This is a genomic window from Pseudomonas sp. ATCC 13867 (genome assembly GCF_000349845.1).
In the GTDB taxonomy this organism is placed as follows: Bacteria; Pseudomonadota; Gammaproteobacteria; order Pseudomonadales; family Pseudomonadaceae; genus Pseudomonas.
The window spans coordinates 4,638,467-4,664,920 of the sequence record NC_020829.1 but is presented as its reverse complement, the minus strand read 5'-3'; the positions used below and the strand labels follow the sequence as shown (position 1 = coordinate 4,664,920).

The window sequence follows — 26,454 nt, the reverse complement described above, 5'->3', positions numbered from 1 at the left end:
CTTGGATAGAGAGCGGGTGAGGTCGACAAGCTGCCAAAGCCCGAACGATTGGGTCTGTAGCTCAGTTGGTTAGAGCGCACCCCTGATAAGGGTGAGGTCGGCAGTTCGAATCTGCCCAGACCCACCAATTGTTGTGGTGTGCTGCTGATCCGATGGGGCCATAGCTCAGCTGGGAGAGCGCCTGCTTTGCACGCAGGAGGTCAGGAGTTCGATCCTCCTTGGCTCCACCATTAATCGTCGAAAGCTCAGACAGGAATGTTCGGTGAACGAACCTTGCTGTCTGGTCTTTGTGCCAGAACCGTTCTTTAAAATTTGGGTATGTGATAGAAGTAGACTGAATAATCTCTTTCACTGGTGATTATTCAAGTCAAGGTAAAATTTGCGAGTTCAAGCGCGAATTTTCGGCGAATGTCGTCTTCACGTTCGAGACAATAACCAGATTGCTTGGGGTTATATGGTCAAGTGAAGAAGCGCATACGGTGGATGCCTTGGCAGTCAGAGGCGATGAAAGACGTGGTAGCCTGCGATAAGCTTCGGGGAGTCGGCAAACAGACTTTGATCCGGAGATCTCTGAATGGGGAAACCCACCTAGGATAACCTAGGTATCTTGTACTGAATCCATAGGTGCAAGAGGCGAACCAGGGGAACTGAAACATCTAAGTACCCTGAGGAAAAGAAATCAACCGAGATTCCCTTAGTAGTGGCGAGCGAACGGGGACTAGCCCTTAAGCTTCTTTGAATCTAACAGAACGCTCTGGAAAGTGCGGCCATAGTGGGTGATAGCCCCGTATGTGAAAGGTTCTTTGAAGTGAAATCGAGTAGGACGGAGCACGAGAAACTTTGTCTGAATATGGGGGGACCATCCTCCAAGGCTAAATACTACTGACTGACCGATAGTGAACCAGTACCGTGAGGGAAAGGCGAAAAGAACCCCGGAGAGGGGAGTGAAATAGAACCTGAAACCGTATGCGTACAAGCAGTGGGAGCCTACTTGTTAGGTGACTGCGTACCTTTTGTATAATGGGTCAGCGACTTATATTCAGTGGCGAGCTTAACCGAATAGGGAAGGCGTAGCGAAAGCGAGTCTTAATAGGGCGAATTAGTCGCTGGGTATAGACCCGAAACCGGGCGATCTATCCATGAGCAGGTTGAAGGTTAGGTAACACTGACTGGAGGACCGAACCCACTTCCGTTGAAAAGGCAGGGGATGACTTGTGGATCGGAGTGAAAGGCTAATCAAGCTCGGAGATAGCTGGTTCTCCTCGAAAGCTATTTAGGTAGCGCCTCACGTATCACTCCAGGGGGTAGAGCACTGTTTCGGCTAGGGGGTCATCCCGACTTACCAAACCGATGCAAACTCCGAATACCTGGAAGTGTCAGCGTGGGAGACACACGGCGGGTGCTAACGTCCGTCGTGAAAAGGGAAACAACCCAGACCGTCAGCTAAGGTCCCAAAGTTATGGTTAAGTGGTAAACGATGTGGGAAGGCTTAGACAGCTAGGAGGTTGGCTTAGAAGCAGCCACCCTTTAAAGAAAGCGTAATAGCTCACTAGTCGAGTCGGCCTGCGCGGAAGATGTAACGGGGCTCAAACCATACACCGAAGCTACGGGTGCATCGCAAGATGCGCGGTAGAGGAGCGTTCTGTAAGCCTGTGAAGGTGAGTTGAGAAGCTTGCTGGAGGTATCAGAAGTGCGAATGCTGACATGAGTAACGACAATGGGAGTGAAAAACTCCCACGCCGAAAGACCAAGGGTTCCTGCGCAACGTTAATCGACGCAGGGTTAGTCGGTCCCTAAGGCGAGGCTGAAGAGCGTAGTCGATGGGAAACAGGTTAATATTCCTGTACTTCTAGTTACTGCGATGGAGGGACGGAGAAGGCTAGGCCAGCTTGGCGTTGGTTGTCCAAGTTTAAGGTGGTAGGCCGAACACTTAGGCAAATCCGGGTGTTCAAGGCCGAGAGCTGATGACGAGCTTTCTTTTAGAGAGCGAAGTGGTTGATGCCATGCTTCCAGGAAAAGCTTCTAAGCTTCAGGTAACTAGGAACCGTACCCCAAACCGACACAGGTGGTTGGGTAGAGAATACCAAGGCGCTTGAGAGAACTCGGGTGAAGGAACTAGGCAAAATGGCACCGTAACTTCGGGAGAAGGTGCGCCGATGAGGGTGAAGCATTTACTGCGTAAGCCCATGTCGGTCGAAGATACCAGGCCGCTGCGACTGTTTATTAAAAACACAGCACTCTGCAAACACGAAAGTGGACGTATAGGGTGTGACGCCTGCCCGGTGCCGGAAGGTTAATTGATGGGGTTAGCGAAAGCGAAGCTCTTGATCGAAGCCCCGGTAAACGGCGGCCGTAACTATAACGGTCCTAAGGTAGCGAAATTCCTTGTCGGGTAAGTTCCGACCTGCACGAATGGCGTAACGATGGCGGCGCTGTCTCCACCCGAGACTCAGTGAAATTGAAATCGCTGTGAAGATGCAGTGTATCCGCGGCTAGACGGAAAGACCCCGTGAACCTTTACTGTAGCTTTGCACTGGACTTTGAGCCTGCTTGTGTAGGATAGGTGGGAGGCTTTGAAGCGTGGACGCCAGTTCGCGTGGAGCCATCCTTGAAATACCACCCTGGCATGCTTGAGGTTCTAACTCTGGTCCGTCATCCGGATCGAGGACAGTGTATGGTGGGCAGTTTGACTGGGGCGGTCTCCTCCTAAAGAGTAACGGAGGAGTACGAAGGTGCGCTCAGACCGGTCGGAAATCGGTCGCAGAGTATAAAGGCAAAAGCGCGCTTGACTGCGAGACAGACACGTCGAGCAGGTACGAAAGTAGGTCTTAGTGATCCGGTGGTTCTGTATGGAAGGGCCATCGCTCAACGGATAAAAGGTACTCCGGGGATAACAGGCTGATACCGCCCAAGAGTTCATATCGACGGCGGTGTTTGGCACCTCGATGTCGGCTCATCACATCCTGGGGCTGAAGCCGGTCCCAAGGGTATGGCTGTTCGCCATTTAAAGTGGTACGCGAGCTGGGTTTAGAACGTCGTGAGACAGTTCGGTCCCTATCTGCCGTGGACGTTTGAGATTTGAGAGGGGCTGCTCCTAGTACGAGAGGACCGGAGTGGACGAACCTCTGGTGTTCCGGTTGTCACGCCAGTGGCATTGCCGGGTAGCTATGTTCGGAATAGATAACCGCTGAAAGCATCTAAGCGGGAAACTAGCCTCAAGATGAGATCTCACTGGGACCTTGAGTCCCCTGAAGGGCCGTCGAAGACTACGACGTTGATAGGTCGGGTGTGTAAGCGCTGTGAGGCGTTGAGCTAACCGATACTAATTGCCCGTGAGGCTTGACCATATAACACCCAAACAATTTGCGTGTTGTACGGTGAAGACGTAACGAACCGAAAGTTCGTGTGAACCGCAAGTTACCTGTCACATACCCGAATCGGGATGAGCGTGTGCGCAAGCCACGAGCGTCCGAAAGAATTGCTTGACGACCATAGAGCGTTGGAACCACCTGATCCCATCCCGAACTCAGTAGTGAAACGATGCATCGCCGATGGTAGTGTGGGGTTTCCCCATGTGAGAGTAGGTCATCGTCAAGCTCCTATCCCAAAGCCCCTGATCAGCTCTGCTGGTCGGGGGCTTTGCTTTTGCGCGCGGGAAAGTTGGGTTGCGCTGCCGGCCTGTCAAAGCCCACTTGGAGTGGCGGGGCGGACTGAACAATGGCGATCGCGGACGGAGTCCGTTCCGACGGGGTGCAAGGCCCGGGTTGGGGGCGCGAATAACCGCGTTCGGGTATGCGCTTCGCGGGTGTCATTTCATCGAATATGACGGTGTGCTCTCGCCGGGTTCGCGAGCAAGCTCGCTCCTACGGAGGAGCCGGTGTGTTACTGGGCTCGGAATGTTCGAAGTGACTCGATGCCTATGCATCGCAGCTTTGAGCGTGCAGCCTCGTCTACAATAGCGTCAAATTTTCCCTGAGTTTTTTCATGTCCGAAATCCAAGGTGATGCGCTACAGCACCTGCCGCTGGATCAGTTGACCGCGTGCCATGAGTGCGATCTTTTGATGCGACGCGAGCTCGTGCCGCTGGGGCAGAAGTCTGTCTGTCCACGGTGCGGCTATGAGCTGGAGATCCACCGTCCTTACATGGTGCGACGCGCGCTGGCGTTGGTGCTGACGGCGTTGCTGCTCTATATACCCGCCAACTTTCTGCCGATCATGCATATCACCATCCTTGGGCAGGTCAGTACCGATACGGTCTGGAGTGGGGTATTGGGCCTTTATGATTCGAGCATGAAAGGCGTTGCCGTCCTGGTGTTCCTGTGCAGCATGATCATTCCGCTGGCCAAACTGCTCTGCCAGTTCTTCGTGCTGCTGACTTTGCGTTTCCGGGTGCTACGGGACCAGGGGATGCTGATGTTCCGTGGGTATCAGCACCTGCGCGAATGGGGGATGCTCGAGGTCTACCTGATGGGCATCCTGGTGTCGATCGTGAAGCTGATCGGTATGGCCGAGCTGCACGTCGGGCTGGGGCTGGCCTGCTTCGTGGCCCTGTTGTTTACCCAGGTCTGGTTGGAGGTGACCATGTCACACCATCAGGTCTGGGGTGAATTGTCCGGGGAGTTCGACGATGCGGGCCATTGATGCAGGGATTCTGATCTGTGGCGAGTGCCACCAGCTCAACCGTCGCGCCGAGGATGACGAGACCACCTGCAGCCGCTGCGGTGCGGTTGTGCATGATCGCCGGCCGAACAGCCTGGCACGGACCTGGGCGCTGCTGGTCACGGCCGCCATTCTCTATATACCCGCCAACCTGCTGCCGATCATGACGGTCAACTTCCTGGGTAACGGGATGCCGGCGACCATCATGGAAGGGGTCGTCGAGCTGATCAATGCGGATATGGTGCCGATCGCCGCGGTGGTCTTCGTCGCCAGTATCCTGGTCCCCACCTTCAAGCTGGTGGGTATCACTCTGCTGCTGTATTCGGTACAGCGCTGCCAGCCACTGTCGGCTCGGCAGAGGATCGTGATGTACCGGTTCATCGAGTGGATCGGACGCTGGTCGATGCTTGATATCTTCGTCATCGCGATCCTGGTAGCCCTGGTGAATTTCGGCAATCTGGCCACTATCGAGGCAAACCTCGGTGCGGCAGCCTTCGCCAGCGTGGTGGTACTGACCATGCTGGCAGCAGTGACTTTCGATCCCCGGTTGATCTGGGATAACACGGACGCGGAAAACGACAATGAGTGATCTTCCCACCCCGAAGATGCGCAAGACCTCCAACTGGTCGGCAATCTGGATCCTGCCGCTGATCGCCTTGGCCATCGGTGCCTGGTTGGCCTGGCGGGCCTACGATCAGGCGGGGATCATGATCAATATCCGCTTCGAAAGCGGTGACGGTATCCAGATCAACAAGACCGAGGTGATGTTCAAGGGAATCGCCGTCGGCAAAGTGACCGACCTGCATGTGAACAAGCCTGACCTGGGGGTTACGGCGGTCGTCGAGATGCGCAAGGAGGCGGCCGAATACCTGAGCGAGAACACCCGCTTCTGGCTGGTGAAGCCGCGCGTATCGCTGGCTGGGGTGACCGGCCTGGAGACCCTGGTATCGGGCAACTACATTGCCATCGACCCGGTGAAGGGGGAGCAGCAGAGGGAGTTCACCGCGCTGAAGGAGCCGCCGCCGCTGTCCGACAGCCTGCCCGGCCTGCACCTGACGCTGAAGGCCGATCGACTGGGCTCGCTGGAGCAGGGGAGCCCGATCTATTACCGGCAGATTCAGGTCGGTCAGGTGAAGAGCTACCACCTGGCCGAGGACCAGAAGACCATCGAGGTGAAGATTCACATCGAGCCGGCCTACGCCAATCTGGTGCGTAAACACACGCGCTTCTGGAATGCCAGCGGCATCACCCTGTCCGGCGACCTGAGCGGTCTCAAGTTGCGTACCGAGTCACTGGCATCCATTGCGGCGGGCGGTATCGCCTTCGCGACGCCGGAGAACTATCCGGATAGCCCGCCAACGGATTCGACCAAGCCGTTCCGCCTCTATGAGGACTACGATGCCGCCCAGGCCGGTCTGAGCGTCAGGCTCAAGGTCACCGATGTCAGCGGGCTCAACGCCGGCAGCACGCCGGTGATGTACAACGGCGTGCAGGTCGGCACCGTGAAGAGCATCGATATGGACCAGGATTTCAACGGCGCCACCGCGTCGCTGTCGATGGATCCGCGTACCGAAGACTTCCTCAATGGCGATACCGAGTTCTGGCTGGTCAAGCCGAGCATTTCCCTGGCGGGGATCACCGGCCTGGAAGCGCTGGTGAAGGGCAACTACATCAGTGTGCGTTTCGCCAAGACCGGCCAGCCGACCCGCGACTTCGTCATCCGCCCCAAGGCGCCGCCGCTGAACCTGGACTCTCCTGGACTGCACCTGGTGCTGACGACCGACAAGCTGGGCTCGCTGGAAGTGGGGACGCCGCTCCTCTACCGGCAAATGAAGGTGGGTAGCGTACAGAGCTACCAGTTGTCTCGCCGTGATCCGTCGCGGCTGATCATTGGTGTGCACGTCGAGCCGGAGTACGCCAATCTGGTGAACACCTCGACGCGCTTCTGGAACGTCAGCGGGGTGACCGTCAGCGGTGGGCTCGATGGCATCAAGCTCAAGAGCGAATCACTGCAAACCCTGATCGCCGGCGGGATCGCCTTCGATACGCCGAACCCCAAGGCGCCTCCAGTGACCAAGGTGCGTCGCTTCGCGCTGTTCGACAGCGAGGACGCGGCCCATGCCAAGGGCCAGGTGATCGAGCTGCGCGCCAGCACCGCCGACGGCCTGAAGGAAGGCACCGTGCTGCGTTACAAGGGCCTGGAAGTAGGGCGTGTCGAGCAGGTCGACCTGAGCAAGGACATGAGCGGCGTACAGATGAAGGCGCGCCTGACCCGTGCGGAGGATCGCATCGCACGCCAGGGTACGCGCTTCTGGGTGGTTGGGCCGGAGGTCGGGCTTTCCGGTGTGTCCAACCTGGGTACCCTCGTCAGTGGGCAGTACATCGAGGTGCTGCCTGCCGAGAAGCCGGGGCAGGCACAGGGCTCCTTCAACCTGCTGGCCAGTCAGCCGAACCGCCTGCTGGACGCCGAAGGCCTGCGCCTGACCCTCAGTGCATCCCGGCGCGGCTCGCTCAAGGCGGGCGTGCCGGTGACCTACCGCGAGGTGCAGGTCGGCAAGGTGACCTCCTTCGAGCTGGGTGAGACGGGCGACCGGGTGCTGATCCACATTCTGATCGAACCGCGGTACGCGCCGCTGGTGCGCACTGGCAGCCGGTTCTGGAACACCAGTGGTGTCGGGGTGGATGCCGGTCTGTTCAAGGGCGTGAAGGTGCGTACCGAGTCGTTCGAAACCATCCTCTCCGGTGGCGTTGCCTTCGCTACGCCGAACAATGCCGAGATGGGTGCGCCGGCCAAGCCGGGGCAGACCTTCGCGCTGTTCGACGAGTCCAGCGAGGAGTGGCTGGACTGGGCGCCGAAGATTCCGCTGGGCAAGGCGAATTGAGTTAACGTCGAACAGAAAAAGGGAACGGCCCTTTTTTATTCTGATGTCCCGTTGCGGGCTGAGGAGCTTTTCGTAGGAGCGAGCTTGCTCGCGAATGGAGTCTTGCTGGGCTTCGGTGTTTTATGTGGTTCGCGAGCAAGCTCGCTCCTACAAGAGCAGGTCCGCGGGACGTCGGAAAAGCAAAAGCCCCGCATTGCGGGGCTTTTGCTTCAACGCCGGGAAGGTCACGCCGGCTCGGCGCTGGCCTCCACGTCGTGGTGCGCGGACTTTTCGCCCTCATTATCGAGAGCGCGGCGGCGGATGAACTTCCAGTCCGCTTCGTCGATGTAGATGCCGCTGGGGCCGCTGCCGCCTTCCAGGTCGATGGCCACCTGGGCCGAGACCTGCGGCTTCACGCTCGCCAGGATCGGCACGAAGCCCAGCTGCAGGCTGGTCTCCAGCAGCGCCGACTGGTTGCGTTCGTCGATGTCCGCTGCCTCGTCGAGGTAGTAGGGCAGGCGTACACGGCCAGCCTGTTCGCGGTCCATCAGGTGCAGCAACAGGTACATGTTGGTCAGCGCCTTGATGGTCATGGTGGTGCCGTTGGAGGCCGCGCCGTCGATATCGGTGTGCATGATCGGCTGGCCGCCCATCTTGGTGATCTCGAACGCCAATTCGAACAGGTCCTTCAGGCCCAACTGGTTGTTGTTCGCCGCCACCAGGCGCGACAGGTAGTCCTTGGCTTCCTCGTTCTTCGCATCCTGCTCGGCGCTCTGGGTCAAGTCGAAGACCGAGAGATTCTCGCCTTCTTCGTACTGGCCGGCGCTGTGGATGATCTGGTCGATGTGCTTGAGCGCGTCCTTGTTCGGCGCCAGCACGATGCGGAAGCTCTGCAGGTTGGACACCTGGCGCTTGTTGATCTCGCGGTTGAACAGCGCCAGCTGGTGTTCCAGGTTGTCGTAGTCGCTGCGGATGTTGCGCAGGGTCCGGGCGATGTCGGTGACTGCGGCGCGGCGCGCCTTGGCCAGGGTCAGCGCTTCGTCGGTACGGTGCGCGTAGGCGTTGATCAGCAATTGCAGGCGACGCTCCGGATCATCCTCGCTGTCGAACTTGGCGACGCCCTTCAGGCGCACCTGGGCGTACAGCGCCTCGATCTGGCCGTCCACGCGCTGCAGTGCCTGCCAGGTGTCCTGGTAGTCGTTGAGCAGCGGCAGCAGGTTCTCCAGCGAGTCGTCCACCGGGTCCATGAACGGCGTGCCGAACGGCAGGTCGGCGGGCAGCAGTTGGCGGCGGCGCAGGGCGTCGTCGAGGGTGCGCTGCTTGGCTTCCAGGTCGGCGAGCTGGCGGCCCACCAGTTGCAGCTTGGCGGACAGTTGCTGGACGCGCTCGGTGAAGGCGTCGGCGGAGCGCTTGAACTCGTCCTGGGTCGCTTCCAGTTGTGCCAGCTGTTCCAGCTTGGCCGGCTCCTCGGCGCTCAGGGTCTGGGCCCGGCGGAAGTCTTCCAGCGCCTTCTGCGCGTCGAGCACGTCCTGGTACAGCTTGTCCGCCTGCGCCTTGCTGGCATTGCGGTCGGCGGCCACGGCCTGCTGGGTCTTGAGCTGCTTGAGCTCCTTCTCCAGGCGCTCCTTCTGGTCGCGCAGGGCGGCGCGGTCGGCCAGGGCTTGCAGGGCCGGTGGCTCGATGTGCGACAGGTCGATGGTCAGGCCGGGCACTTCGAAGCGCTCGCCCTTGAAGGCATCGAGGATCTTCTCGACGCTGCCTACCCATTGGCCGGCCTCGTCCAGGTCCACGCCTTTCTCGCCCAGTGGCAGGCTGAACAGCGCGCCGTTGAACAGGCGCATCAGGCGCTCCACGTCCTGCTGGGAGAACTCCTCGCGCAGGCGGGCATAGCTGTTGTTGTCGGCGTGTTCGAGCTGCTGGCGGACGCCCTTCAGGCGTTTCTCCAGATCACGCATGCGCTCTTCCAGGTCTTCGCTGGAGAACTGCCGGGAATGCGCCAGGGCGCCGGCCAGTTCGTCGTGGGCGTCCTTGGCGGCGAGCAGTTGCTGCTCCAGCACCTTGACGTCATCGACCAGCGCGAAGCGGTTCTTCAGCACGGCCAGTTCGCCCATCCAGCGCTGGATCTCGCTGATCTCGCGCTCCAGGCGCATCAGTTCGGCAGTGCTGCCGCGCTGTTCGTTCTGCAGGCCGTCCTGCTCGCGGCGGTAGTGCTCGGCCTGGATGACCAGTTCTTCCTTGCGCGCCCCGGAATAGTCTTCCCAGGTCCCCAGCAGGTTATCCAGCAGCGGCGAGAGGCGGTGCATCTTGCCGCGTAGCAGTTCGCGTTGCTGCACGCCGTTGGCCAGTGCCTCGACCAGGGGGCCGGCGGCGACCAGGGCCTGGTAGTCGCCTTCCATGCGGCGCACGTCGCGGAAGGCTTCTTCGCAGGCGGCGATGTAGTCGACGCTGCCCGAGCGCAGGCTGTGCTCGAAGGCATCGAGGAACAGTTGCTTGAGCTTGGCGGCGGTGATCTCGCGCATGTGCAGCAGGTTGATGAACAGCGAGCGGAAGGTCTTCAGGCTCTGTTCGCTGGTGGAGCGTAGCGGGATCAGGGTCAGGTCCAGCGGGATCGAGGTGTGGCCGCCAACCAGCAGGCGACGCAGCTCGTCGGGCTTGAGCTCGTAGGACTTGATGCCCTCGCGCTCGAGGTTTGCGTACAGCTCGCGCAGGCGCAGGCAGGTGCCGTTCTTCTGGTAGTGCTCAAGATTCAGCTCGCCCTGGTAGGCGAAGAACTGGTGGCCGAAGCCGCCGCCCGGACCACGCCCGCCGACGCCGATCACATGGCGACCGTGGGGCAGGTCCAGTTCGATGAGAATGTAGCTGGTGTCGGTGGCGAAGTAGAACTTGCGCGAGGCTTCCAGGCTGTACTTGCCGAAGCTCATGTCGGACATGCGCGCGAGGATTGGGAACTGCAGTGCGTTGATCGACGCCGACTTGCCGAGGTTGTTCGCGCCGTACACCGACAGCGGCTGTTCCAGCGGGAAGATGCCGAGGCTGTAGCCGGCGGTGTTGAGCAGGGCGAAGCGGCGGATGCCGTAGCGTTCCTGGGTCATGCCTGGGCCTCCTGTTCTTCGGCGATGGCGCGGGCGAGGGCGTCTTCTTCGCTCTCTTCTTCGGCAACTGCAGCAGTGGCAACTTCAGCGGGCGCCGCCGGTTCGTCGATCACCACGATGGCGTCTTCGTTTCCGGCAGTCTGCACGTCCACATAGGACTCGAGGATCACCACCGGCTCGTCGTCTTCGTCCATCAGCACCGGTGCGCTGAACTGCATTTCGCTGGCGTGCAGGTTGCTGGCCAGGTCGCGGTCCTGCTGGACCGACAGGCAGACGTCGAGGAAGCGGTGGATCGGTGGCAGGAAGCGATATACGCCGTTGTCCTCGGCGGCGAAGCCGAGCTGGGTGAGGCGGCGCATGACCTTCTCTTCCAGTTCTTCCTGGGTGGTCACCTCGGCCTGCAGGAACAGGTCGCGGTACTTCTCCAGCAGCGGCGGCAGCTCGTCGCGGCCGATGCTGCCGCCATCGAGGACGGCCAGCGGGTCGCGGCCCTGGTCGGCCAGGTGCTCGACGAGGATGAAGGTGAACAGCGCCAGGCGCTGGGCGGTCTTGTTCACCTGGGCGCCGATCTGCTCGGGCACGAAGTAGTAGAAGCCGCGGGTATCGCAGACCAGCTCGTAGCCCAGGCTGCGGAACAGCGCGCGGTAGGCGTCCTGCTGGTTGGACAGCTGGCTGTACAGCTCCGGGTCGCGGCGGCTGATGTGGAAGCCCTTGAACAGCTCGCGGAAGATCGGCGCGAGCTGGGTCATTTCGGTGAGATTAATCTGCATGCGATTCGCTCTTGCTGTCCTTGCCAGCGCTCGGGCCGGCGATCAGGGCGAAGGAGCACAGGCTGACGCTGTGCTGGAGAGTGTCGTATTGGCGGCGATCGAGGCGGTCGCGCTGGAAGCGGGCATCGCGCGACAGACGCGAGAACCAGTAGAGCAGTTCGTCGGTCGCGCCTTCGGGCTCCTGCTCCAGCAGCCACTGCATGAGGTCCGGCAGTGGCAGCGCGGCCTGGCAGCGGTCGAGCATTTCCCGGGCGGTGCGCGGCGAGCGCTGCGGGCCGTCGCTCTTGCGATTGCCGCTGGCCTTGGGGAAATGCGCCGGCTTGGGCTGGAAGTTGGCGAGGGCGAAGACGTAGCTCTCGACCTGCGAGGCGGTGCCCAGGAAGTTGCTCTGCGGCCGGGTGAACATCGGCAGGGCGGCCTGCGGCACGGCATCGATGCCCTTGCGGCGGATGACCGACAGCGCCAGGGCGGCGCCGCGGGTGATCGCGTTGTGCCGGCGCGCTTCCTCGCGCAGCGGCAGCAGTAGTTCGCGGGCGCGGCGCAGGGTGAGCTGGGCGGTGGTCTGCATTTCCAGGATGCGCGCGTGGGTACGCAGCAACTGGTCGTCGTCCACCAGTTGGCCGAGGCGCGCCTGTTCGCCGAGCAGGCGCAGCAGCACCTGTTCCACGCGGTGCACGCCCTGTTCGAAGGCGCCATCGGCGGAGACCAGCTGGATCATCGGCTCGACGTATTCGTCCCAGGTCGCCAGGACTTCCGCATAGCGCTGGCGCAGCGGAATCTGCCGGTCCTGGGTTTTCGCCCGCTCGGCTACGGCGACCAGTGCCTGCTCGTCGTTGGCGAGCTTCTTCAGCACGTCGCGCACGCGCATGTCGAGCAGGCGCAGTTGGCGGGACAGGTCGTTGCCGTCGCGCACTTCGAAGGCGTCGCGAATGTAGCCGGCGAGGCGTTCCAGGTGGCGCAGGTAGGCCTCGATCTCCAGGCACAGGCCCAGGCGGTGTTCCTGACGCAGGTAGGCGAGGAAGTCGTGGATCTGCGCGTTCAGCTCGAAGCGGTTGGGGCTCTTGGCCACCGGGACGAGGATGTCCAGGCGCACCCACTGGTCGAGCAGGGCGGTGATGTCCACCGGGGTGCTGTCGGGCAGTTGGCTGGTGAGCTGGTTGCGCAGTTCCACCAGGCTCAGGGTGCCGGCGTCGAAACGCTCGCACAGCGGTTCGAGCAGCACCCAGTGTTCGGCGAGGGCGCGGAGTACGCGTCGTGGGTCGATCATCGGCTTGGTTGGGCCCGGAATGAACAAAGGGAGCGATTGTACTGCAAAGGGTCTGCGCTGGCCGACAGAGTGACGAAACGCGTCAGATAGCGACGGTACGAGCGATCCCGGCGTGAAATGGATCACGGAAACTCGTCGCTAAATGGCTGAATTTTCTGGCATGTTTTCTGCCAGAGTCAGTCGGACGACAACTGATTTACCACCATGACCTACGACGCCGCACTTGCCAAAGCCCGGTGGGCCGAACTGGAGCGCCAGAGCGACCTCGACTGGGACCTGGACGCCATCACCGACCGCAACGAAGCCATCGCCTTCCTGCAGCGTTTCGAAAACCGTTTGTGCATCTATTCGTCGTATGTCGAGAAGCTCTACAGCAACTACAGCTTCGTGATCCCGGAAACCCAGGAAGGCGGGATCACCATTCTCCCGGACGAGCAGGCCTGGTTCGACACTTTCCATGACATCCCCGCCGACGCGGTGGAGCCCACCGGCATCCACATCCTGCCGGGCGAGACGATGGGCTACAGCGGCCTGTACCTGAAAGTCCCTGGCGAGCACCGTCTGGTGGCGTCCCGCGAGCTGCCGTTCCAGGACGGGCTGAAGCTGCTGATCAATCGCTACCGGATGCGTGAGGACACCTTCCTGCCGGTGCTGGTCAAGGGCGATCTGCGCGAGTACGAGGCGCGCATGCCCTCGCTGCATCTGCATCGCCTGAACATCGCCAAGCTGCAGGCACACTCGCGACTGAACCTGAACTCCATCAAGGGCGCCATCGCCGAGCACCTGATCGGACTGTTCCGCCAGCGCTGAACCGATATCTGTAACGCGGGTGTGACGATGGGTAACAATCGAGCCCGCGATTTCCTCCAGCACAGGGCCGTACCTGGATGGCCGGTGCGATTTACTCGACTATGGGTCGGCCCCTCCCGACCCGCTAATTCCTATAGTGGCATCACGGCGCCGAGTCTCGACCCAGGTCGCGATCCGCTCGACCGGACGAATAACAACAGGCCCCCAGGAACAGGGAGCCGGGAAAGGAGAGTGCCATGCGTCAGTCTTCCGGCCCGCTCGTGCGTGCCGCTGCCCTGCTCTGCGGCCTGCTGCTGGCTTGCGGTGCCCAGGCCCGCATGGAATCGCTGGATGACAGCGAGCTGTCCAACATCACCGGACAGGCGATGCTCACCGTGGACGCCCTGACCTACGGGGCTTACCAGTACACCCGGCTGAACTTCGGCGCCGATATTGGCATTCTCACCAATATCGATGAACTGCGGCTGGGCGACTACGCCCGCAGCGGCGCGGCCTCCGGTCAGCCAGCGGACATCCAGATCAACAACTTCGCCCTGGGGCGGGTGACCAACGCAAACTCCCCGGACGCAGCGGTGGATCCGTTCCAGATGCGCGATCCCTTCGTCGAGTTCGCCTTCAAGACCAACGCCAGCGGCATCCGCGAACTGGCGGGTGTGCGCGTCGGCTTCGGCAAGGCCCTGGGCTATCTCTCCGGTGACATCCAGTCCCTCTCCGGCAACCTGCAAGGCAAGATCTACGGTCCCGCGTCCATCGCCTACGACTACTACACCCGCAATGGTTGCCCCAACCTGGTGAACTGCCTGCTGCTGGCAGTGGCCGGCGATACCGAGATCGAGGCCGAGGTCGGCCTGGTCAAGTCCGGCACGGGGGAGGCGACTACCATCCGCGCGGAGCAGATCGGTATCCCCAAGGGCACCTCGATGAACACCACCGACCCGAACAGCCTGCTGGCCGGCCTGATTCCACTCCTGACCACCGCCAACGGTTGCAAGACCCTCGGTCTGGATGCCTGCTTCAACCTGACCAACTACAAGAGCATCTACATTGGTCAACCCGGCGCTACCGATATCAACGCCGGCGCCCAAGGCATCTTCTTCTCCCTGCAGAACCAGAATGTGCCCTGGCAGGACATGGCCAACGTCGGCAAATTCGTGGATACCCAGTCCGGTGCCTACGCCAACTTCCCCAAGGTGGGTAGCGGCGCCAATGCGGTTTACCCGATCCTGATCAACCTCTATGACGCCCTGCGCGGTCTGCCCCGCCAGCCGACCTGCATGGGCGCCCAGGCGTCGGGGTGCTGATCATGGGAGTGCGCCGCACCTTCATCGCCGGCCTGCTCGGTTGGCTCCTCTGCCTGCCCGTCCAGGCCATGCAGGCCCTGGACGACGATCAACTGGGCGAGGTCAGCGGCGCGGGCCTGGGCTTCTTCATCGATGGCTTCAGCTACGACCAGGCCAGCGCCACGGCGAAGATCTCCGGGGTGAAGAACAGCGCCAACCAGGACGTACAGGTCGACATCACCAGTGCCTACATCAAGGGCGCCGGCAGCCAGCGCGGAACCCTGGACACCAAGGCTTACCTGGGCACGCCGATGCATCCCTTCACCTTCGGCCCGGTGGCGTACAAGAGCGGCGACAACATCCCCGTCGGCCAGCAGGCGCTGCAACTGCGGACGCCGACCTGGACCGACCCGATCAACGATACCCACAAGTTCGGCCTGTGGTCCTACTACCAGGGCTGTCTCTATGGCGACGCCGGCTGCACCGACCCGGCACAGGCGACGACAAAGATCAGTGCCGAACTGAGCGCCCTGAAGAGCCAGCGCGACACGCTGCTGACCACCTATTCGAACAACATGGTGAGCCTCAAGAGCGGCATCGACGCCGACATGGTGGTAGTCAACCAGCGAGAAGCCCAGGTTGAAGCGGCTCAGGCCGTGCAAACGGCCAATTACGGCACCATGAGCACCCGCTACAACGCGGCTCCGGCGCAGGTGTGCGGGCTGATCTTCTGTGCGGACCGGCCCACCACCATCGGCGCAAAGTACGATTGCGGAGCGATCCTCGCGTGCAGCACCAATAACGCGGTAAAGGACTACAACGCCTCGGTTGACACCTATAACAGCAGCACCGAAAGCCTCACCGCCGCTCAACAGAACCTCAGCGCCGCCTGGAGCGTCAGCCGCAACGGCGTCACCCTCAGCCAGCGCGCCAGCGATTACGACAAGTTCATCCAGCTCTGTGGCGCGCAAGGCGGTAGCGCCACCACCTGTGTCAGCGGCACCGTCACCCGCACCGAGAAGAACGTCTCCACGGTGCAACTGGTGGCCGGAGCCATGCAGAACTCCGCCGGCACCCGTATCCAGGGGCTGGATATCGGCATCAAGACCCGCTTCACCCTGCCCAGCGTTGCCTACGGCAGTGGCGGCGCCGGCGCCACGACTACCCGCCAGGACTACTTCGGCATCGCCCTGGAGAACTTCACCCTCAATGGCTCCTACCTCAACCTGTGGGGTGACAAGGCCGGCATGAAACTGTCCATGAGCCTGCAGATGTACGCCGACAAGCTGATCCTCAGCGGCTGCGAAACCTGCTCCGACAGTAACCGCGCCGTGGCCAAGAATGTCTACTTCGACCTCAACCTGGGCGATGCCAACTACCAGCCGGCGACCCTTACCGTCGCCAGCAACGGCGACCTCATACTCAACGCCCCGGGCGTCACCTGGGCCAACCACGAGGCCTTCTACCAGAACGTACAGAAGAGCAATATCAGCATCGGCAACCTGAACATCAGCGGTACCGACATCGGTTCCCAGGCCATCCGGGGCATGCGGATCGACTACCTGAACGTGCGTACCGTCAACCTGCCGCGCTAATGAGGAGCATCGCCGTGAACAGCCTGTCTCGCCGGTTCCTGAGTGTCCTGCTGCTGCTCGCCGCCGCGGGCGCCCAGGCCGAAATGCGCGGCCTGGACGACAGCGAGATGTCCGATGTCAGCGGCCAGGCCGGCGTCAGCCTGAGCGTCAACTTCAACCTCGCCCCGGTGGCCGGCGACAACCGCTGCCCCGGCGGCTGCGGCGCGCGCGTGGCGATCCAGCCGCTGAACAGCACCGGCTTCGTCGTGCTGGACAACATCAAAGGCACCTTCAGCTTCGACGGCATGAGCCTGGACATGGTGACCATCGCCAGCGGCTTCAACGGCGACGGCGCCCTGTTCAACCGCCAGGCCATGAAGATCGGCCTGACCAACGCCAGCGCCACCAACCTGCAGTTCACCCTGGGCGGCGCCAACCAGGGCAAGGTCGCCGCCAGCGGCCTGCAGCAGACCAACCTGCTCACCTACCAGGCCACCGGCGCTGTCAAGCTCACCGGCAACGTCTACATCTTCGGTACCCCGTAACCGCCGACCGGCCTTTCCCCCCGACGCGTTTCACGCGACAATCCCGCCTCGATGTGCCGGCCTGCCCGTGCAGGCTCCACTTACAGGTAACCGTCCCTTGATCGAAGAAGCCCGCCGCCGCGCCTACCTCGGCGCCATGCAGGTCGCCACCTGGCTGCCGCGCGTGGCGTTGCCGTTCGCCGCCCCGTCGCGCCCCGAACTGCTGGAAACGCCCGAGCCCATCGTCGTTGAGAAAGCGCCGCTGGCGCCCGTCGCCGACGTCGGGCGCGACGCCGCTCCGGTTGCGGCTCCGGCTGTCGTGCCGATGGGCGAACCCGGATCGATCGCCGCCCGCCTGTTGCCCAAGGCGGGCGCGCCGGCCAAGCCAGCGGTCCCTGTGAAGTCCGAAGAACAGGCCGAGCCGGAAGCCGAGCCCGTGGCCCGCGTCCCGGTCGCGCCACCGCCGCGTTTCGCCCTGCAACTGCTGCGTGCCGGCGAGTGCGTCCTGCTGGTGGAGTTGCCCACCGGCGAGCCCCTGGCCAGTCGTGACCCGGCCTATCTGCTGCTCAAGGATCTGCTGCGTGCCGCCGGCCTACCGGAAAGCCCGCAACTGCTGGGCGAACCGGTGCGCTGGCCGCTGCTCGCCGGCGGCAACATGGACCAGGGCCCGCAGGCCGCCCGTGAGTTCGTCCAGGGCTTCGTCGCCGCCCGCCTGGAAGACGGCGCACCCTGTCGCTGCCTGTGGCTGGTCGGCATGCCCGCCGTGCGCTACGCCGGCGAGGCGGACGAGGAGTCCCTGCTGCGCGAGCTGCAAGTCGAAGGCCTGGGCGTCGCCTGGGCCTTGCCGGGCCTTGAGCGCCTGGCCGAAGAACCCTCTTTGAAAGCCGACCTCTGGCGCGCCATGCGCCGTGTTCGGCAACGCTGGATGAGTCAGATCACCGCATGAGCGATGCCGTTTCCTTCCGCCCGATGACCGAGGCGGACCTCGATGCCGTTCTCAAGATCGAATACGCCGCCTTCAGCCACCCCTGGACGCGCGGCATCTTCGCCGATGGCCTGAAGAGCTACGAATGCTGGGTAATGTTCGAAGGCACCCAGCAGGTCGGTCACGGCGTGATCCAGCTGATCCTCGACGAGGCGCACCTGCTCAACATCACCGTCAAGCCGGAAAGCCAGGGGCGCGGTCTGGGCCTGCGCCTGCTGGAGCATCTGATGAAGCGGGCCCATGAGCTCAATGCGGTGGAATGCTTCCTCGAAGTGCGCGAGTCCAACCAGCCGGCCTACCGACTCTACGAACGCTACGGCTTCAACGAGATCGGCCGCCGCCGTGGTTACTACCCGGCGGTCGGCGGTCGCGAAGATGCACTGGTGATGGCCTGCACCCTGGTCGATTGATTCGGCCGAGGGGTTCGGTGGCAGGCTCCCGCTTCCGCAGGATCGGGCCTTGTCCGCGAAATCCTGAATCTGCGTACCGATGTTCGGAAAACATCTCGGATAAGATCCGCTCCTGCGAGAGCCCCTCATCCGGAGGGAGAGGGGGTGAGAGGCTGCCTTGGCACGCCACCCAGAAACGCCGTGAAGGCGCGGACTCCGTCCGCGAATCTCCCCGCGCCCTGAACCACGGATGAGCCTCCCGCAAGCACCATCCCACCCGCCGCCACGACTCCCCCACAAAAACCAGGAAATTTCCCGCTGACCGGGTTTTTCTGAAACCAACTCCTGGCTTACCCTTAAGCCCAATAACAACAAGAACATAAGGTCGCAAACATGAATCGCAGCGATGTGATCGTGGTGGGCGCCGGGATTTCGGGGCTGACCGCCGCCTGGCGTCTGGCATCGGCCGGACGGCGGGTAAAGGTGCTGGAGGCCAACAAGCGCGTCGGAGGACGAACCCTCAACCATCGCTTCGCCAGCGGCGAAGTGGTCGAGGTGGGCGGCCAATGGGTCGGTCCCACCCAGGAGCGCATCCTTTCCCTGCTCGCCGAGCTGAACCTGTCGACCTTTCCGCAATGGAACCAGGGCGACAATCTCACCCTGTTCGGTGGCCGGCTGAAGCCCTATCACGGCACCATTCCCCGCTTCGCTCCCCATGCACTGCTGGACGTGCTGCAGGCCCACGTACGCCTGGACCGCATGGCGCGGGAAATCTCCCTGAACGACCCCAGCCTGCACCCCAAGGCTGAGCATTGGGACCGCCTGACCTTCGCCGAATGGCTGCGGCGCAACGTGCGCACCTCCACCGGGCGCAAGGTGTTCGAACTGATGAGCGGCGCGGTGTTCGCCGCCAGCCCCCATGACCTGTCGTTCCTCCACGTCCTCTTCTACATCCGCAGTGGCACCAACCTCGACACCCTGCTCGGCGTCGAAGGCGGCGCGCAGCAGGATCGCATCCAGGGTGGCTCCCAGCGCATCTGCCAGACCTTGGCCGAGCGCCTGGGCGACGCGGTGCACACCGGCGAGCCGATCCGCGCCGTGCGACAGAGCGACAGCGGCGTCGAACTGGTCAGCGACCGTGGCGTGCACCATGCCTCGCGGGTGATCTTCGCCATCCCACCGACCCAATTGCTGCGCATCACCCAGGAACCACTGCTGCCCAGCTGGCGCGACCAGCTCCTGCAGCGCCTGCCGCAAGGCGCGGTAATCAAGTGCATGGCGCTGTACGACATGCCGTTCTGGCGCGACCGGGGTTTCTCCGGCCAGGCCACCAGCGAAGTCGGCCCGGTACGGCTGACCTTCGACAACAGCATCCCCGACTCCCCGCGCGGCGTACTGCTCGGCTTCATCGAAGGTGACGAAGCACGGCAGTGGAACGCGCGGCCGGCGGGCGACCGGCGTGGCCAGGTGCTCGACTGCTTCGCCCGCTACTTCGGCGAGGAGGCGCTCAAGCCAATCGATTACGTGGACAAGTCCTGGGCCGAGGAACCCTTCGCCCGCGGCTGCTATGCCGCGCTGTTCCCGCCGGGGCTCTGGACCAGCGGCGCCGCGCGGCTGCGCGAGCCCTATGGCCGTCTGCATTTCGCCGGCACCGAAACGGCTACGCGCTGGATGGGTTACTTCGACGGGGCCGTCGAGGCCGGGGAACGGGCGGCGAGCGAAGTGCTTGGCGCCGCAGACGAGGGAGAGGCGTATGTGCGACACCTTGGTATTGCGTAGCGGCGGGGCCACCTGGTTCGCCAAGAACAGCGACCGCGAGCCCGCCGAACCGCAATGCCTGATTCGCCTGCCGGCCGTGCACGGCGACCGGGCGGCGACGGTGCGCACCACCTACCTGGAAATCCCTCAGACCGCCCAGCGCCATGCCGTCATCCTCAGCCAGCCGACCTGGCTGTGGGGCGCCGAGATGGGCGTCAACGAGTGCGGCGTGGCCATCGGCAACGAAGCCGTGTTCACCCGCCTGACCCGGCGCGATGGCGAGGCGCTGCTGGGCATGGACCTGTTGCGCCTGGCTCTCGAGCGCGCGGCGACGGCGCGCGAGGCGCTGGCCGTCATCACTGAACTGCTGGAGCGCCACGGCCAGGGCGGTCCGGCCGGCTACCGCAACAAGCGTATGCGCTACGACAACAGCTACCTCATCGCCGACCGCGACGAAGCCTGGGTACTGGAGACCGCCGGCCGGCTGTGGGCGGCGAAGCAGGTCGAGCGTTGGGCGATCTCCAATGCCCTGACTCTCGGCCACGACTACGACCTCGCCAGCCCCAACCTGGAAGACCACGCGCGCCGGCTGGGCTGCTGGAATGGCCGTGGCGACTTCCACTTCGGCCGCGCCTTCGATGGCCGCGTGCTGCCCTGGGTTGCCGGGGCGCGGCAACGGCGGCAGCTCAACCAGGAATTTCTCGCCCATTGCCCGGCGAAGATCGATTGGCTGGCGCTGGTGGTCGCTCTGCGCAGCCACGGCCACCGGGGACATCGTTTCTCCCGTCACGACAATCGCCAGGTCTGCCTGCACGCTGGCAGTTTCTGGCGTCCCTCGCAGACCACTGCCAGCCTGATCGCCCGGCTCGACGGCGGTTCGCCGCGGATGGCCGCCACCGGCACTTCGGCGCCGTGCCTGTCGATGTTCCAACCCCTGGGCTTCGAGGCGGACGCCGGCGAAGGCCTGCTCAGCCGCGAGGGCGCGGCCGTGGAAGAATCCCTCTGGTGGCGCTTCGAGGCCGTGCACCAGCGCGCCCTGGCCGACCCCGGCTTCGCCGATGCCTTGCGCGCCAGCCACGGCTGGCTGGAAACCGAGTTGCTGGCCGCACTGGACAGGCGCACGCTGGACTGGCCACGCCTGGCCGCCGAGGCCCAAGCCTGGCACGACGCCTGGCACCAACTGGCGCGGCAGGAAACTCTCCGCCCGCCGCGCTGGTGGCGTCTGAATGCGGCGCGCTGAAAGCAGCTTGTCAGGCGCGCGTGCGCTGCGTAAGGTGCGGCAGCCAACGATGAGGAAGCGAACATGAATGATCTGCAGGAGCTGTTCGACAACAACGAACGCTGGGCGGAAGCGATCACGCGGGAAGACCCGGAGTTCTTCGCCAAACTGGCGCGGCAACAGGCCCCGGAATACCTGTGGATCGGTTGCTCCGATGCCCGCGTCCCCGCCAACGAGATCGTCGGCATGTTGCCAGGCGACCTGTTCGTCCACCGCAACGTCGCCAACGTCGTGCTGCACACCGACCTCAACTGCCTGTCGGTCATCCAGTACGCCGTCGACGTACTCAAGGTGAAGCACATCCTGGTCACCGGTCACTACGGCTGCGGCGGTGTACGCGCGGCCCTGCAGCACGGCCAGCTTGGCCTGATCGATGGCTGGCTGCGGACCATCCGCGACCTCGCCTACGAATACCGCGACCACCTCGCCCAGTTCGAAAAGGAAGAGGAAAAGGTCGACCGCCTCTGCGAGCTCAACGTCATTCAGCAGGTCGCCAACGTCAGCCACACCAGCATCGTGCAGAACGCCTGGCATCGTGGCCAGCCGCTCTCCGTGCACGGCTGCATCTACGGCATCAAGGACGGCCGCTGGAAGGACCTCAACGTCACCGTCAGCGGCCTTGGCCAACTGCCACCGCAATACCGCCTGCGCCCGCTCGGACAAGTGTGAGCCGACTGTCCGCCGGCGTCCTTCCGTGAGGGGCGTGGGCGGATCATGGAGGGGACCGGCGGCGAGCGGAGGTCAGCGATGCATCGGTTGTGCGTGATTCCCGGCGACGGCATCGGCCGTGAAGTGGTGCCGGTAGCGGTCCAGGTACTGGAACGGCTGATACCCGATCTGCGGGTGGAAGAGGCCGAAGCCGGCTGGGAATGCTTCGAACGGCGCGGCGTCTCGGTGCCCGACATCACCCTGGCTCGCCTGCGCGCCTGTGGTGCCGGCCTGTTCGGTGCGGTTTCCTCGCCCAGCCATCGTGTCGAAGGCTACCGCAGCGCCATCCTCGCCCTGCGCCAGGAGCTGGCGCTCAGCCTCAATCTGCGTCCGGTGCGCTCTCGCCCGCACGTATCTCCCCATCCCGGCGTTGACCTGCTGATCCTGCGGGAGAACAGCGAAGGTCTCTACAGCGGCCGCGAACACTGGGAATCCGAGGGCGTGGCCATCGCCGAACGAGTCATTACCCGCGCCGCCTGCGACCGCCTGGCCGCCGACACCTCGCGCATCGCCCGCCTGCGCGGCGCCCGTCGCATCACCCTGGTACACAAGGCCAATGTCCTTCCGCTCAGCTGCGGCCTGTTCCGCGATACCTGCCGCGACCGGCTGGTAGAAGACGGCTGGAGCGACGTACTCGACGAGCGCCTGGTCGACGTCGCCGCCCTGCAACTGGTGGAGCGTCCTGAAGCCTTTGACCTCATCGTCACCAGCAACCTCTTCGGCGACATCCTCTCCGACCTCGCCAGCCACTGGGGCGGCGGCCTGGGCATGGCCCCGTCACTCAACCTCGGTCACGGTATCGCCCTCGCCGAGCCCGTCCACGGCAGCGCCCCTGACATCGCTGGAACCGGCCGCGCCAATCCGCTGGCCGCTATCCTCAGCGTTGGCATGCTCCTGCGCCACCACTGGCAGCGCCCCGAGCTGGCCGACCGACTCGATGCGGCGGTGGATGGCTTCCTTCGGGAGGAGGGGAGTGTGGACTTCGGTGGGGAGACGACGCGGGTGATCGGACAAGGTGTGTTGCAGCTGTTGGGCTGAACGCCTGGAGTGTTCCGGCGTTTATCTCATCGGAATGACAATGCTCGATTGCTTCTCTTTCCCTGGGGCAAGGGCGGAGAACAGCTCAAATATAGGGCGGCGAAGGCATTCGTTCAGATCGCGAGCCATCAGTATCTGGTGAGAAGATTGTTTAAGGGTGCTGTATCTCTTGCGCTTGGACATGAACACTCCTTCAGCTCAGCGTGAGCTTACTCGAAAATGTCCGTGGTAACGGGGTAGAACCCTCGCCACTGTTGGCTACCAGTGGTGGGCAGGGAGCCATTCGGCCTACGTTTCATTTATGGAGGACAAGACCAAGTGGTTCCTCTACACATTTGAGATGTTCAATAAAGCGCCATGTGCTCTAGAGCAGGGGCAAGGGGTTGCGTTTCTAGATGGCGATCGCGTGCTCCTTGCTACCAGGAAGAGAGAGGAGATCACGTTTACCTTGGGGGAGTGCAAGGGCAGATAGCGAGGCTAAGGCGATGTTGTGTATCGCCCAGCCATCGGAGCCTGTCATGTATCTCTGACCGCTCACACGACCCGGAAATCTCCCGTATGATGTCAGTGATTTCATTGATTGCACTGGAGAATGTCATGGCCAGCATCACGATTAGAAACCTAGACGAAGACCTCAAGGCCAAGCTCCGAGTGGTCGCTGCGAACCATGGCCGCTCGATGGAAGAGGAGGTCCGTGTGATCCTTGCTCAGGCGCTCTCTCGGGACGAGAAAAGGAGGGGCTTGGGAAGTCGGATTCATGCTCGCTTCGCATCTGTCGGTGGAGCTGATATCGAGCTGCCGGCTCGCAAGACTAAGGCTCGGGCTGCGGACTTCGACGAATGATCCTGCTCGACACTAATGTCCTGTCGGAGCTGATGCGGGCCAAGCCAGATCCGGCTGTGGTTGCTTGGATTGATGCTCAACCCGCTCAGGATTTACTTATCAGCTCGATCACCGTGGCTGAGATCCTTTATGGCATTGCCAGGATGCCGAAGGGGAAACGCAGGCAAGCTCTGCAGGATCTGGCCATTGCCATGTTCGAAGAGGACTTCGCCGGCAGGATCCTGCCCTTCGATGCGGATGCAGCGGTGCATTACGCTGAGCTGGCAGCAGAGAGTGAGGCCAAGGGAAGGATTGCCGATATGGCGGATGGGCAGATTGCTGCAATCGCCAAACTGCATGGGGCGCAGGTTGCTACGCGAAACGTCCGACACTTCGAGAGTTACGGAGTGGTGCTAATTGATCCTTGGAGTAGCTGAGCGTCTTTGAACGAAGGGCGGCTACCAGAGAACTTGGCGAAGAAGTAATAGCCCTGGAGCTATTACGACAAGGGAAATGAGATGCATTCGGGATGGTTTATCCAGCCAGAAGAAGGCGAGCCGCCCAGGACGATCGCTGGGACCAATACCCAAGACGTCACAAATGCAATCGGCACCATGCAGAGAAGAAAAGCGGGGGCAGAACCACTGTAAGCGGCTGGAGGCGAGGGCGGAGAGAAATAGCATTCCAACCCGCCAGCAAGCATGAACAGCCATGCTATGCCCGCAATCAGGAGGCTTGGCCAGAAGAGAAATTTGGCTAGTTTTCGCATGGCTTCCTGCCATTGCTTGAAGGTTTTGGCTTGGTAGGCAAGCCGTAGTCACTTCGTAGTCACTACCCAGAAAGCACAAAGGGTTAGCTTTCGCTAACCCTTTGTTTTGTATGGTGGCTACACCGGGACTTGAACCTGGGACATCAGCATTATGAATCGCATGAGAGCTACCCCGCGCTACCCCGAAGCCTTGTAAACCGGGCCTTTCAAAGGCGACAAAACCTCACTTCAACAGGCTGTTTCTGACAATTGGCCTTATGTAGTCACCCTAGAGTCTTTACTGGTACTAGCGTCTCGCGCTAGCTTCCCTGTATGGCCTCTGGCCATGAATGGATGCGTATTTGGGAGACAGGGATGGCTCGTCGCCGCAGAACCTCGCTCATCGAGGACCTCATAGAGATTGCCAGCCGCTTGCCCTGGTGGGTAAGCCTGCTCATTGCCCTGGGCAGTTGGCTCGTTCTTCACCCTATCGCCAACAGCCAACCCGAAGTTCCCAAGGATCTGCATCAGATGGGGCAGTCTGTTGTTGGTCAGCTTATCCGCACCTTTGCCTTTTTCGGCCAGTTTGTGCTGCCTGCGGTATTCGTAATCGGCGCCATCGGCGCTGTGCTTGCCAGGGCTGAACGTAAGCGGTTGCGCGCAAACGTGGCGAATGCGAGAGAGTCTGGGCAAACCATTGATGGCATCAGCTGGCGCGAGTTTGAGCAGCTGGTGGGCGAGACCTTCCGCCGCAAGGGCTTCACCGTTATCGAAAAGGGCGGCAACGGGCCGGATGGCGGCGTTGACCTCGTATTGCACCTGGGAACAGACAAGTATCTGGTTCAGTGCAAACAGTGGAAAGCCATTAATGTTGGCGTCACGGTGATCCGCGAGTTTTTTGGTGTTATGGCTGCGGAAGGGGCTGCGGGAGGTTTTGTTGTCAGTTCGGGCAGATACACCGCAGAAGCTAAGGCGTTTGCGGAAGGGCGCAATATCCAGTTGGTTGATGGGGCGCTGCTTAAACGTTGGATTTCTAACCGATCGACAGCCACACCTGCTGCTCCAGAGAGCAGGAATACCGACAAAGCAACTGATCTGTCCTCAGCACCCCGTTGCCCTGTGTGTAATGAGCACATGGTTATTAGGAAAGCTAAACGCGGCTCAAATATAGGTTCTGAGTTTTGGGGGTGTACTAATTTTCCTGTTTGTCGGGGTGTTAGAAATATAGCGTGATTGGGGATGGTGTCGTTTTTTGTCAGCGCACGATAGGAGAATATTTAATATGCCTGTTCTATCCTTGACAGATTTGGTTGATTTGGTTTCTAAGGCGGGAACACCCAAAGCGACTAAGGTGCGGGAGATTAAAAATAGAGACGCCTATCAGCCGGCTACAGACTATTATAAAAGATTTAGGGATGGGATCGTCGAGATTCATTCGGAGGGGGAAGGTAAGGATTCACTTCAGGATATATTGGCTGCATTGCCTCCTCATAAAGTTGAAAACTATTCCGAGGTGGTCGAGGGCTATAGGAAATGGTGGGGAAGAAAAGAGTTAGAGTGGTTTGATCCGCCGCGCAATTTTTATAATTATAACGATTTTTCTGTCTCTGTTAACCCTGAGCTGGGGCTTCTTATTAACGGTGAACCTCATGTGATAAAACTATATCTTAAGGCGGATCCGCTAAGTAAGTTGAGGGTTGATATTGTTGGATCCTTGATGGGGATTACGCTGGCCGAATATCCTGATATAAAATTTGGGGTCTTGGATGTCAGGAACTCTAAGCTTTTTGTGTCAGCGGCATCAATTGGTGCGCCTTTGATCGATGCGGAGTTGGCGTATGTTGAGTCGCTTTGGCCTCACGTTTGAAGATATTGGTTTCTTTAACTTTT

Annotated in this window: 21 protein-coding genes, 2 tRNA genes and 2 rRNA genes; 21 read left to right on the top strand and 4 right to left on the bottom strand. The window is 61.7% G+C overall.

Annotated features, from left to right (window positions below; all coding sequences use genetic code 11):
• Positions 1 to 50: 50 nt before the first annotated feature.
• From H681_RS20910 to H681_RS20880, 7 genes are all read left to right on the top strand, one after another.
• Positions 51 to 127: transfer RNA gene (locus H681_RS20910), tRNA-Ile, on the top strand.
• A 27-nt stretch (positions 128 to 154) separates the two neighbouring features.
• Positions 155 to 230: transfer RNA gene (locus tag H681_RS20905), tRNA-Ala, on the top strand.
• 226 nt (positions 231 to 456) lie between these two features.
• Positions 457 to 3,347: ribosomal RNA gene (locus H681_RS20900) — 23S ribosomal RNA — on the top strand.
• Positions 3,348 to 3,481: 134 nt separating this feature from the next.
• Positions 3,482 to 3,597: ribosomal RNA gene (rrf, locus tag H681_RS20895) — 5S ribosomal RNA — on the top strand.
• Between the two features lie 387 nt (positions 3,598 to 3,984).
• The gene (locus H681_RS20890; RefSeq protein WP_015478885.1) at positions 3,985 to 4,641 is read left to right on the top strand and encodes a paraquat-inducible protein A; all 657 of its coding nucleotides are present in this window, start codon (positions 3,985 to 3,987) and stop codon (positions 4,639 to 4,641) included.
• Entirely contained in the window at positions 4,628 to 5,248 is a 621-nt protein-coding gene (locus tag H681_RS20885) for a paraquat-inducible protein A (RefSeq protein ID WP_015478884.1), read from the top strand. The genes H681_RS20890 and H681_RS20885 overlap by 14 nt, the downstream gene beginning before the upstream one ends.
• Positions 5,241 to 7,541 (top strand): PqiB family protein, encoded by a 2,301-nt coding sequence (locus tag H681_RS20880; RefSeq protein ID WP_015478883.1) that lies wholly within the window; start codon positions 5,241 to 5,243, stop codon positions 7,539 to 7,541. Before H681_RS20885 ends, H681_RS20880 begins: the two co-directional genes overlap by 8 nt.
• Before the next feature lie 224 nt (positions 7,542 to 7,765).
• Here H681_RS20880 and mksF read toward each other — a convergent pair whose 3' ends face one another.
• Genes mksF through mksB form a run of 3 tightly spaced genes read right to left on the bottom strand, consistent with a single transcriptional unit; the run spans position 7,766 to position 12,649 of the window.
• Positions 7,766 to 10,612 carry an Mks condensin complex protein MksF gene (mksF, locus tag H681_RS20875; RefSeq protein WP_015478882.1) on the bottom strand — a complete coding sequence of 949 codons (2,847 nt, stop codon included), beginning with the start codon at positions 10,610 to 10,612 and terminating at the stop codon, positions 7,766 to 7,768.
• Positions 10,609 to 11,382, bottom strand: coding sequence for an Mks condensin complex protein MksE (mksE, locus tag H681_RS20870; protein WP_015478881.1), 774 nt, complete (start codon positions 11,380 to 11,382; stop codon positions 10,609 to 10,611). Before mksE ends, mksF begins: the two co-directional genes overlap by 4 nt.
• Positions 11,372 to 12,649, bottom strand: a complete 1,278-nt coding sequence (gene mksB, locus H681_RS20865) for an Mks condensin complex protein MksB (RefSeq protein WP_015478880.1) — start codon at positions 12,647 to 12,649, stop codon at positions 11,372 to 11,374. Before mksB ends, mksE begins: the two co-directional genes overlap by 11 nt.
• A gap of 204 nt (positions 12,650 to 12,853) precedes the next feature.
• Here mksB and H681_RS20860 point away from each other — a divergent pair, with 204 nt between their 5' ends.
• From H681_RS20860 to H681_RS20815, 10 genes are all read left to right on the top strand, one after another.
• A complete protein-coding gene (locus tag H681_RS20860) occupies positions 12,854 to 13,459 on the top strand; it encodes a hypothetical protein (protein WP_015478879.1) in 606 nt (201 codons plus the stop codon).
• Between the two features lie 236 nt (positions 13,460 to 13,695).
• Positions 13,696 to 14,760, top strand: a complete 1,065-nt coding sequence (locus tag H681_RS20855) for a DUF6160 family protein (protein ID WP_015478878.1) — start codon at positions 13,696 to 13,698, stop codon at positions 14,758 to 14,760.
• 2 nt (positions 14,761 to 14,762) lie between these two features.
• A complete protein-coding gene (locus tag H681_RS20850) occupies positions 14,763 to 16,334 on the top strand; it encodes a hypothetical protein (protein ID WP_041712730.1) in 1,572 nt (523 codons plus the stop codon).
• 14 nt (positions 16,335 to 16,348) lie between these two features.
• Complete coding sequence (locus H681_RS20845) at positions 16,349 to 16,858, top strand: DUF6160 family protein (protein ID WP_015478876.1); 510 nt, start codon at positions 16,349 to 16,351, stop codon at positions 16,856 to 16,858.
• Positions 16,859 to 16,955: 97 nt separating this feature from the next.
• Positions 16,956 to 17,783 carry a hypothetical protein gene (locus H681_RS20840; RefSeq protein ID WP_015478875.1) on the top strand — a complete coding sequence of 276 codons (828 nt, stop codon included), beginning with the start codon at positions 16,956 to 16,958 and terminating at the stop codon, positions 17,781 to 17,783.
• A complete protein-coding gene (rimI, locus tag H681_RS20835) occupies positions 17,780 to 18,232 on the top strand; it encodes a ribosomal protein S18-alanine N-acetyltransferase (RefSeq protein ID WP_015478874.1) in 453 nt (150 codons plus the stop codon). The genes H681_RS20840 and rimI overlap by 4 nt, the downstream gene beginning before the upstream one ends.
• Positions 18,233 to 18,604: 372 nt before the next feature.
• A complete protein-coding gene (locus tag H681_RS20830; RefSeq protein ID WP_015478873.1) occupies positions 18,605 to 19,990 on the top strand; it encodes a flavin monoamine oxidase family protein in 1,386 nt (461 codons plus the stop codon).
• Complete coding sequence (locus H681_RS20825) at positions 19,965 to 21,209, top strand: C69 family dipeptidase (protein ID WP_015478872.1); 1,245 nt, start codon at positions 19,965 to 19,967, stop codon at positions 21,207 to 21,209. Before H681_RS20830 ends, H681_RS20825 begins: the two co-directional genes overlap by 26 nt.
• 63 nt (positions 21,210 to 21,272) lie before the next feature.
• A complete protein-coding gene (gene can, locus H681_RS20820) occupies positions 21,273 to 21,917 on the top strand; it encodes a carbonate dehydratase (protein WP_015478871.1) in 645 nt (214 codons plus the stop codon).
• Positions 21,918 to 21,995: 78 nt separating this feature from the next.
• The gene (locus H681_RS20815; protein WP_015478870.1) at positions 21,996 to 22,994 is read left to right on the top strand and encodes an isocitrate/isopropylmalate dehydrogenase family protein; all 999 of its coding nucleotides are present in this window, start codon (positions 21,996 to 21,998) and stop codon (positions 22,992 to 22,994) included.
• A 21-nt stretch (positions 22,995 to 23,015) separates the two neighbouring features.
• Here H681_RS20815 and H681_RS26485 read toward each other — a convergent pair whose 3' ends face one another.
• A complete protein-coding gene (locus tag H681_RS26485; protein ID WP_157883348.1) occupies positions 23,016 to 23,177 on the bottom strand; it encodes a hypothetical protein in 162 nt (53 codons plus the stop codon).
• Positions 23,178 to 23,591: 414 nt separating this feature from the next.
• Between H681_RS26485 and H681_RS20810 the strand changes: the two genes are divergently transcribed.
• The 4 genes from H681_RS20810 (at position 23,592) to H681_RS26090 (ending at position 26,431) form a co-directional block, all read left to right on the top strand.
• The gene (locus tag H681_RS20810; protein WP_041712729.1) at positions 23,592 to 23,837 is read left to right on the top strand and encodes a FitA-like ribbon-helix-helix domain-containing protein; all 246 of its coding nucleotides are present in this window, start codon (positions 23,592 to 23,594) and stop codon (positions 23,835 to 23,837) included.
• Positions 23,834 to 24,253 carry a type II toxin-antitoxin system VapC family toxin gene (locus H681_RS20805; protein WP_015478868.1) on the top strand — a complete coding sequence of 140 codons (420 nt, stop codon included), beginning with the start codon at positions 23,834 to 23,836 and terminating at the stop codon, positions 24,251 to 24,253. The genes H681_RS20810 and H681_RS20805 overlap by 4 nt, the downstream gene beginning before the upstream one ends.
• Before the next feature lie 686 nt (positions 24,254 to 24,939).
• Complete coding sequence (locus tag H681_RS20800) at positions 24,940 to 25,797, top strand: restriction endonuclease (RefSeq protein ID WP_015478867.1); 858 nt, start codon at positions 24,940 to 24,942, stop codon at positions 25,795 to 25,797.
• 49 nt (positions 25,798 to 25,846) lie between these two features.
• A complete protein-coding gene (locus H681_RS26090) occupies positions 25,847 to 26,431 on the top strand; it encodes a hypothetical protein (protein ID WP_080636250.1) in 585 nt (194 codons plus the stop codon).
• The last annotated feature ends 23 nt before the right edge of the window (positions 26,432 to 26,454 follow it).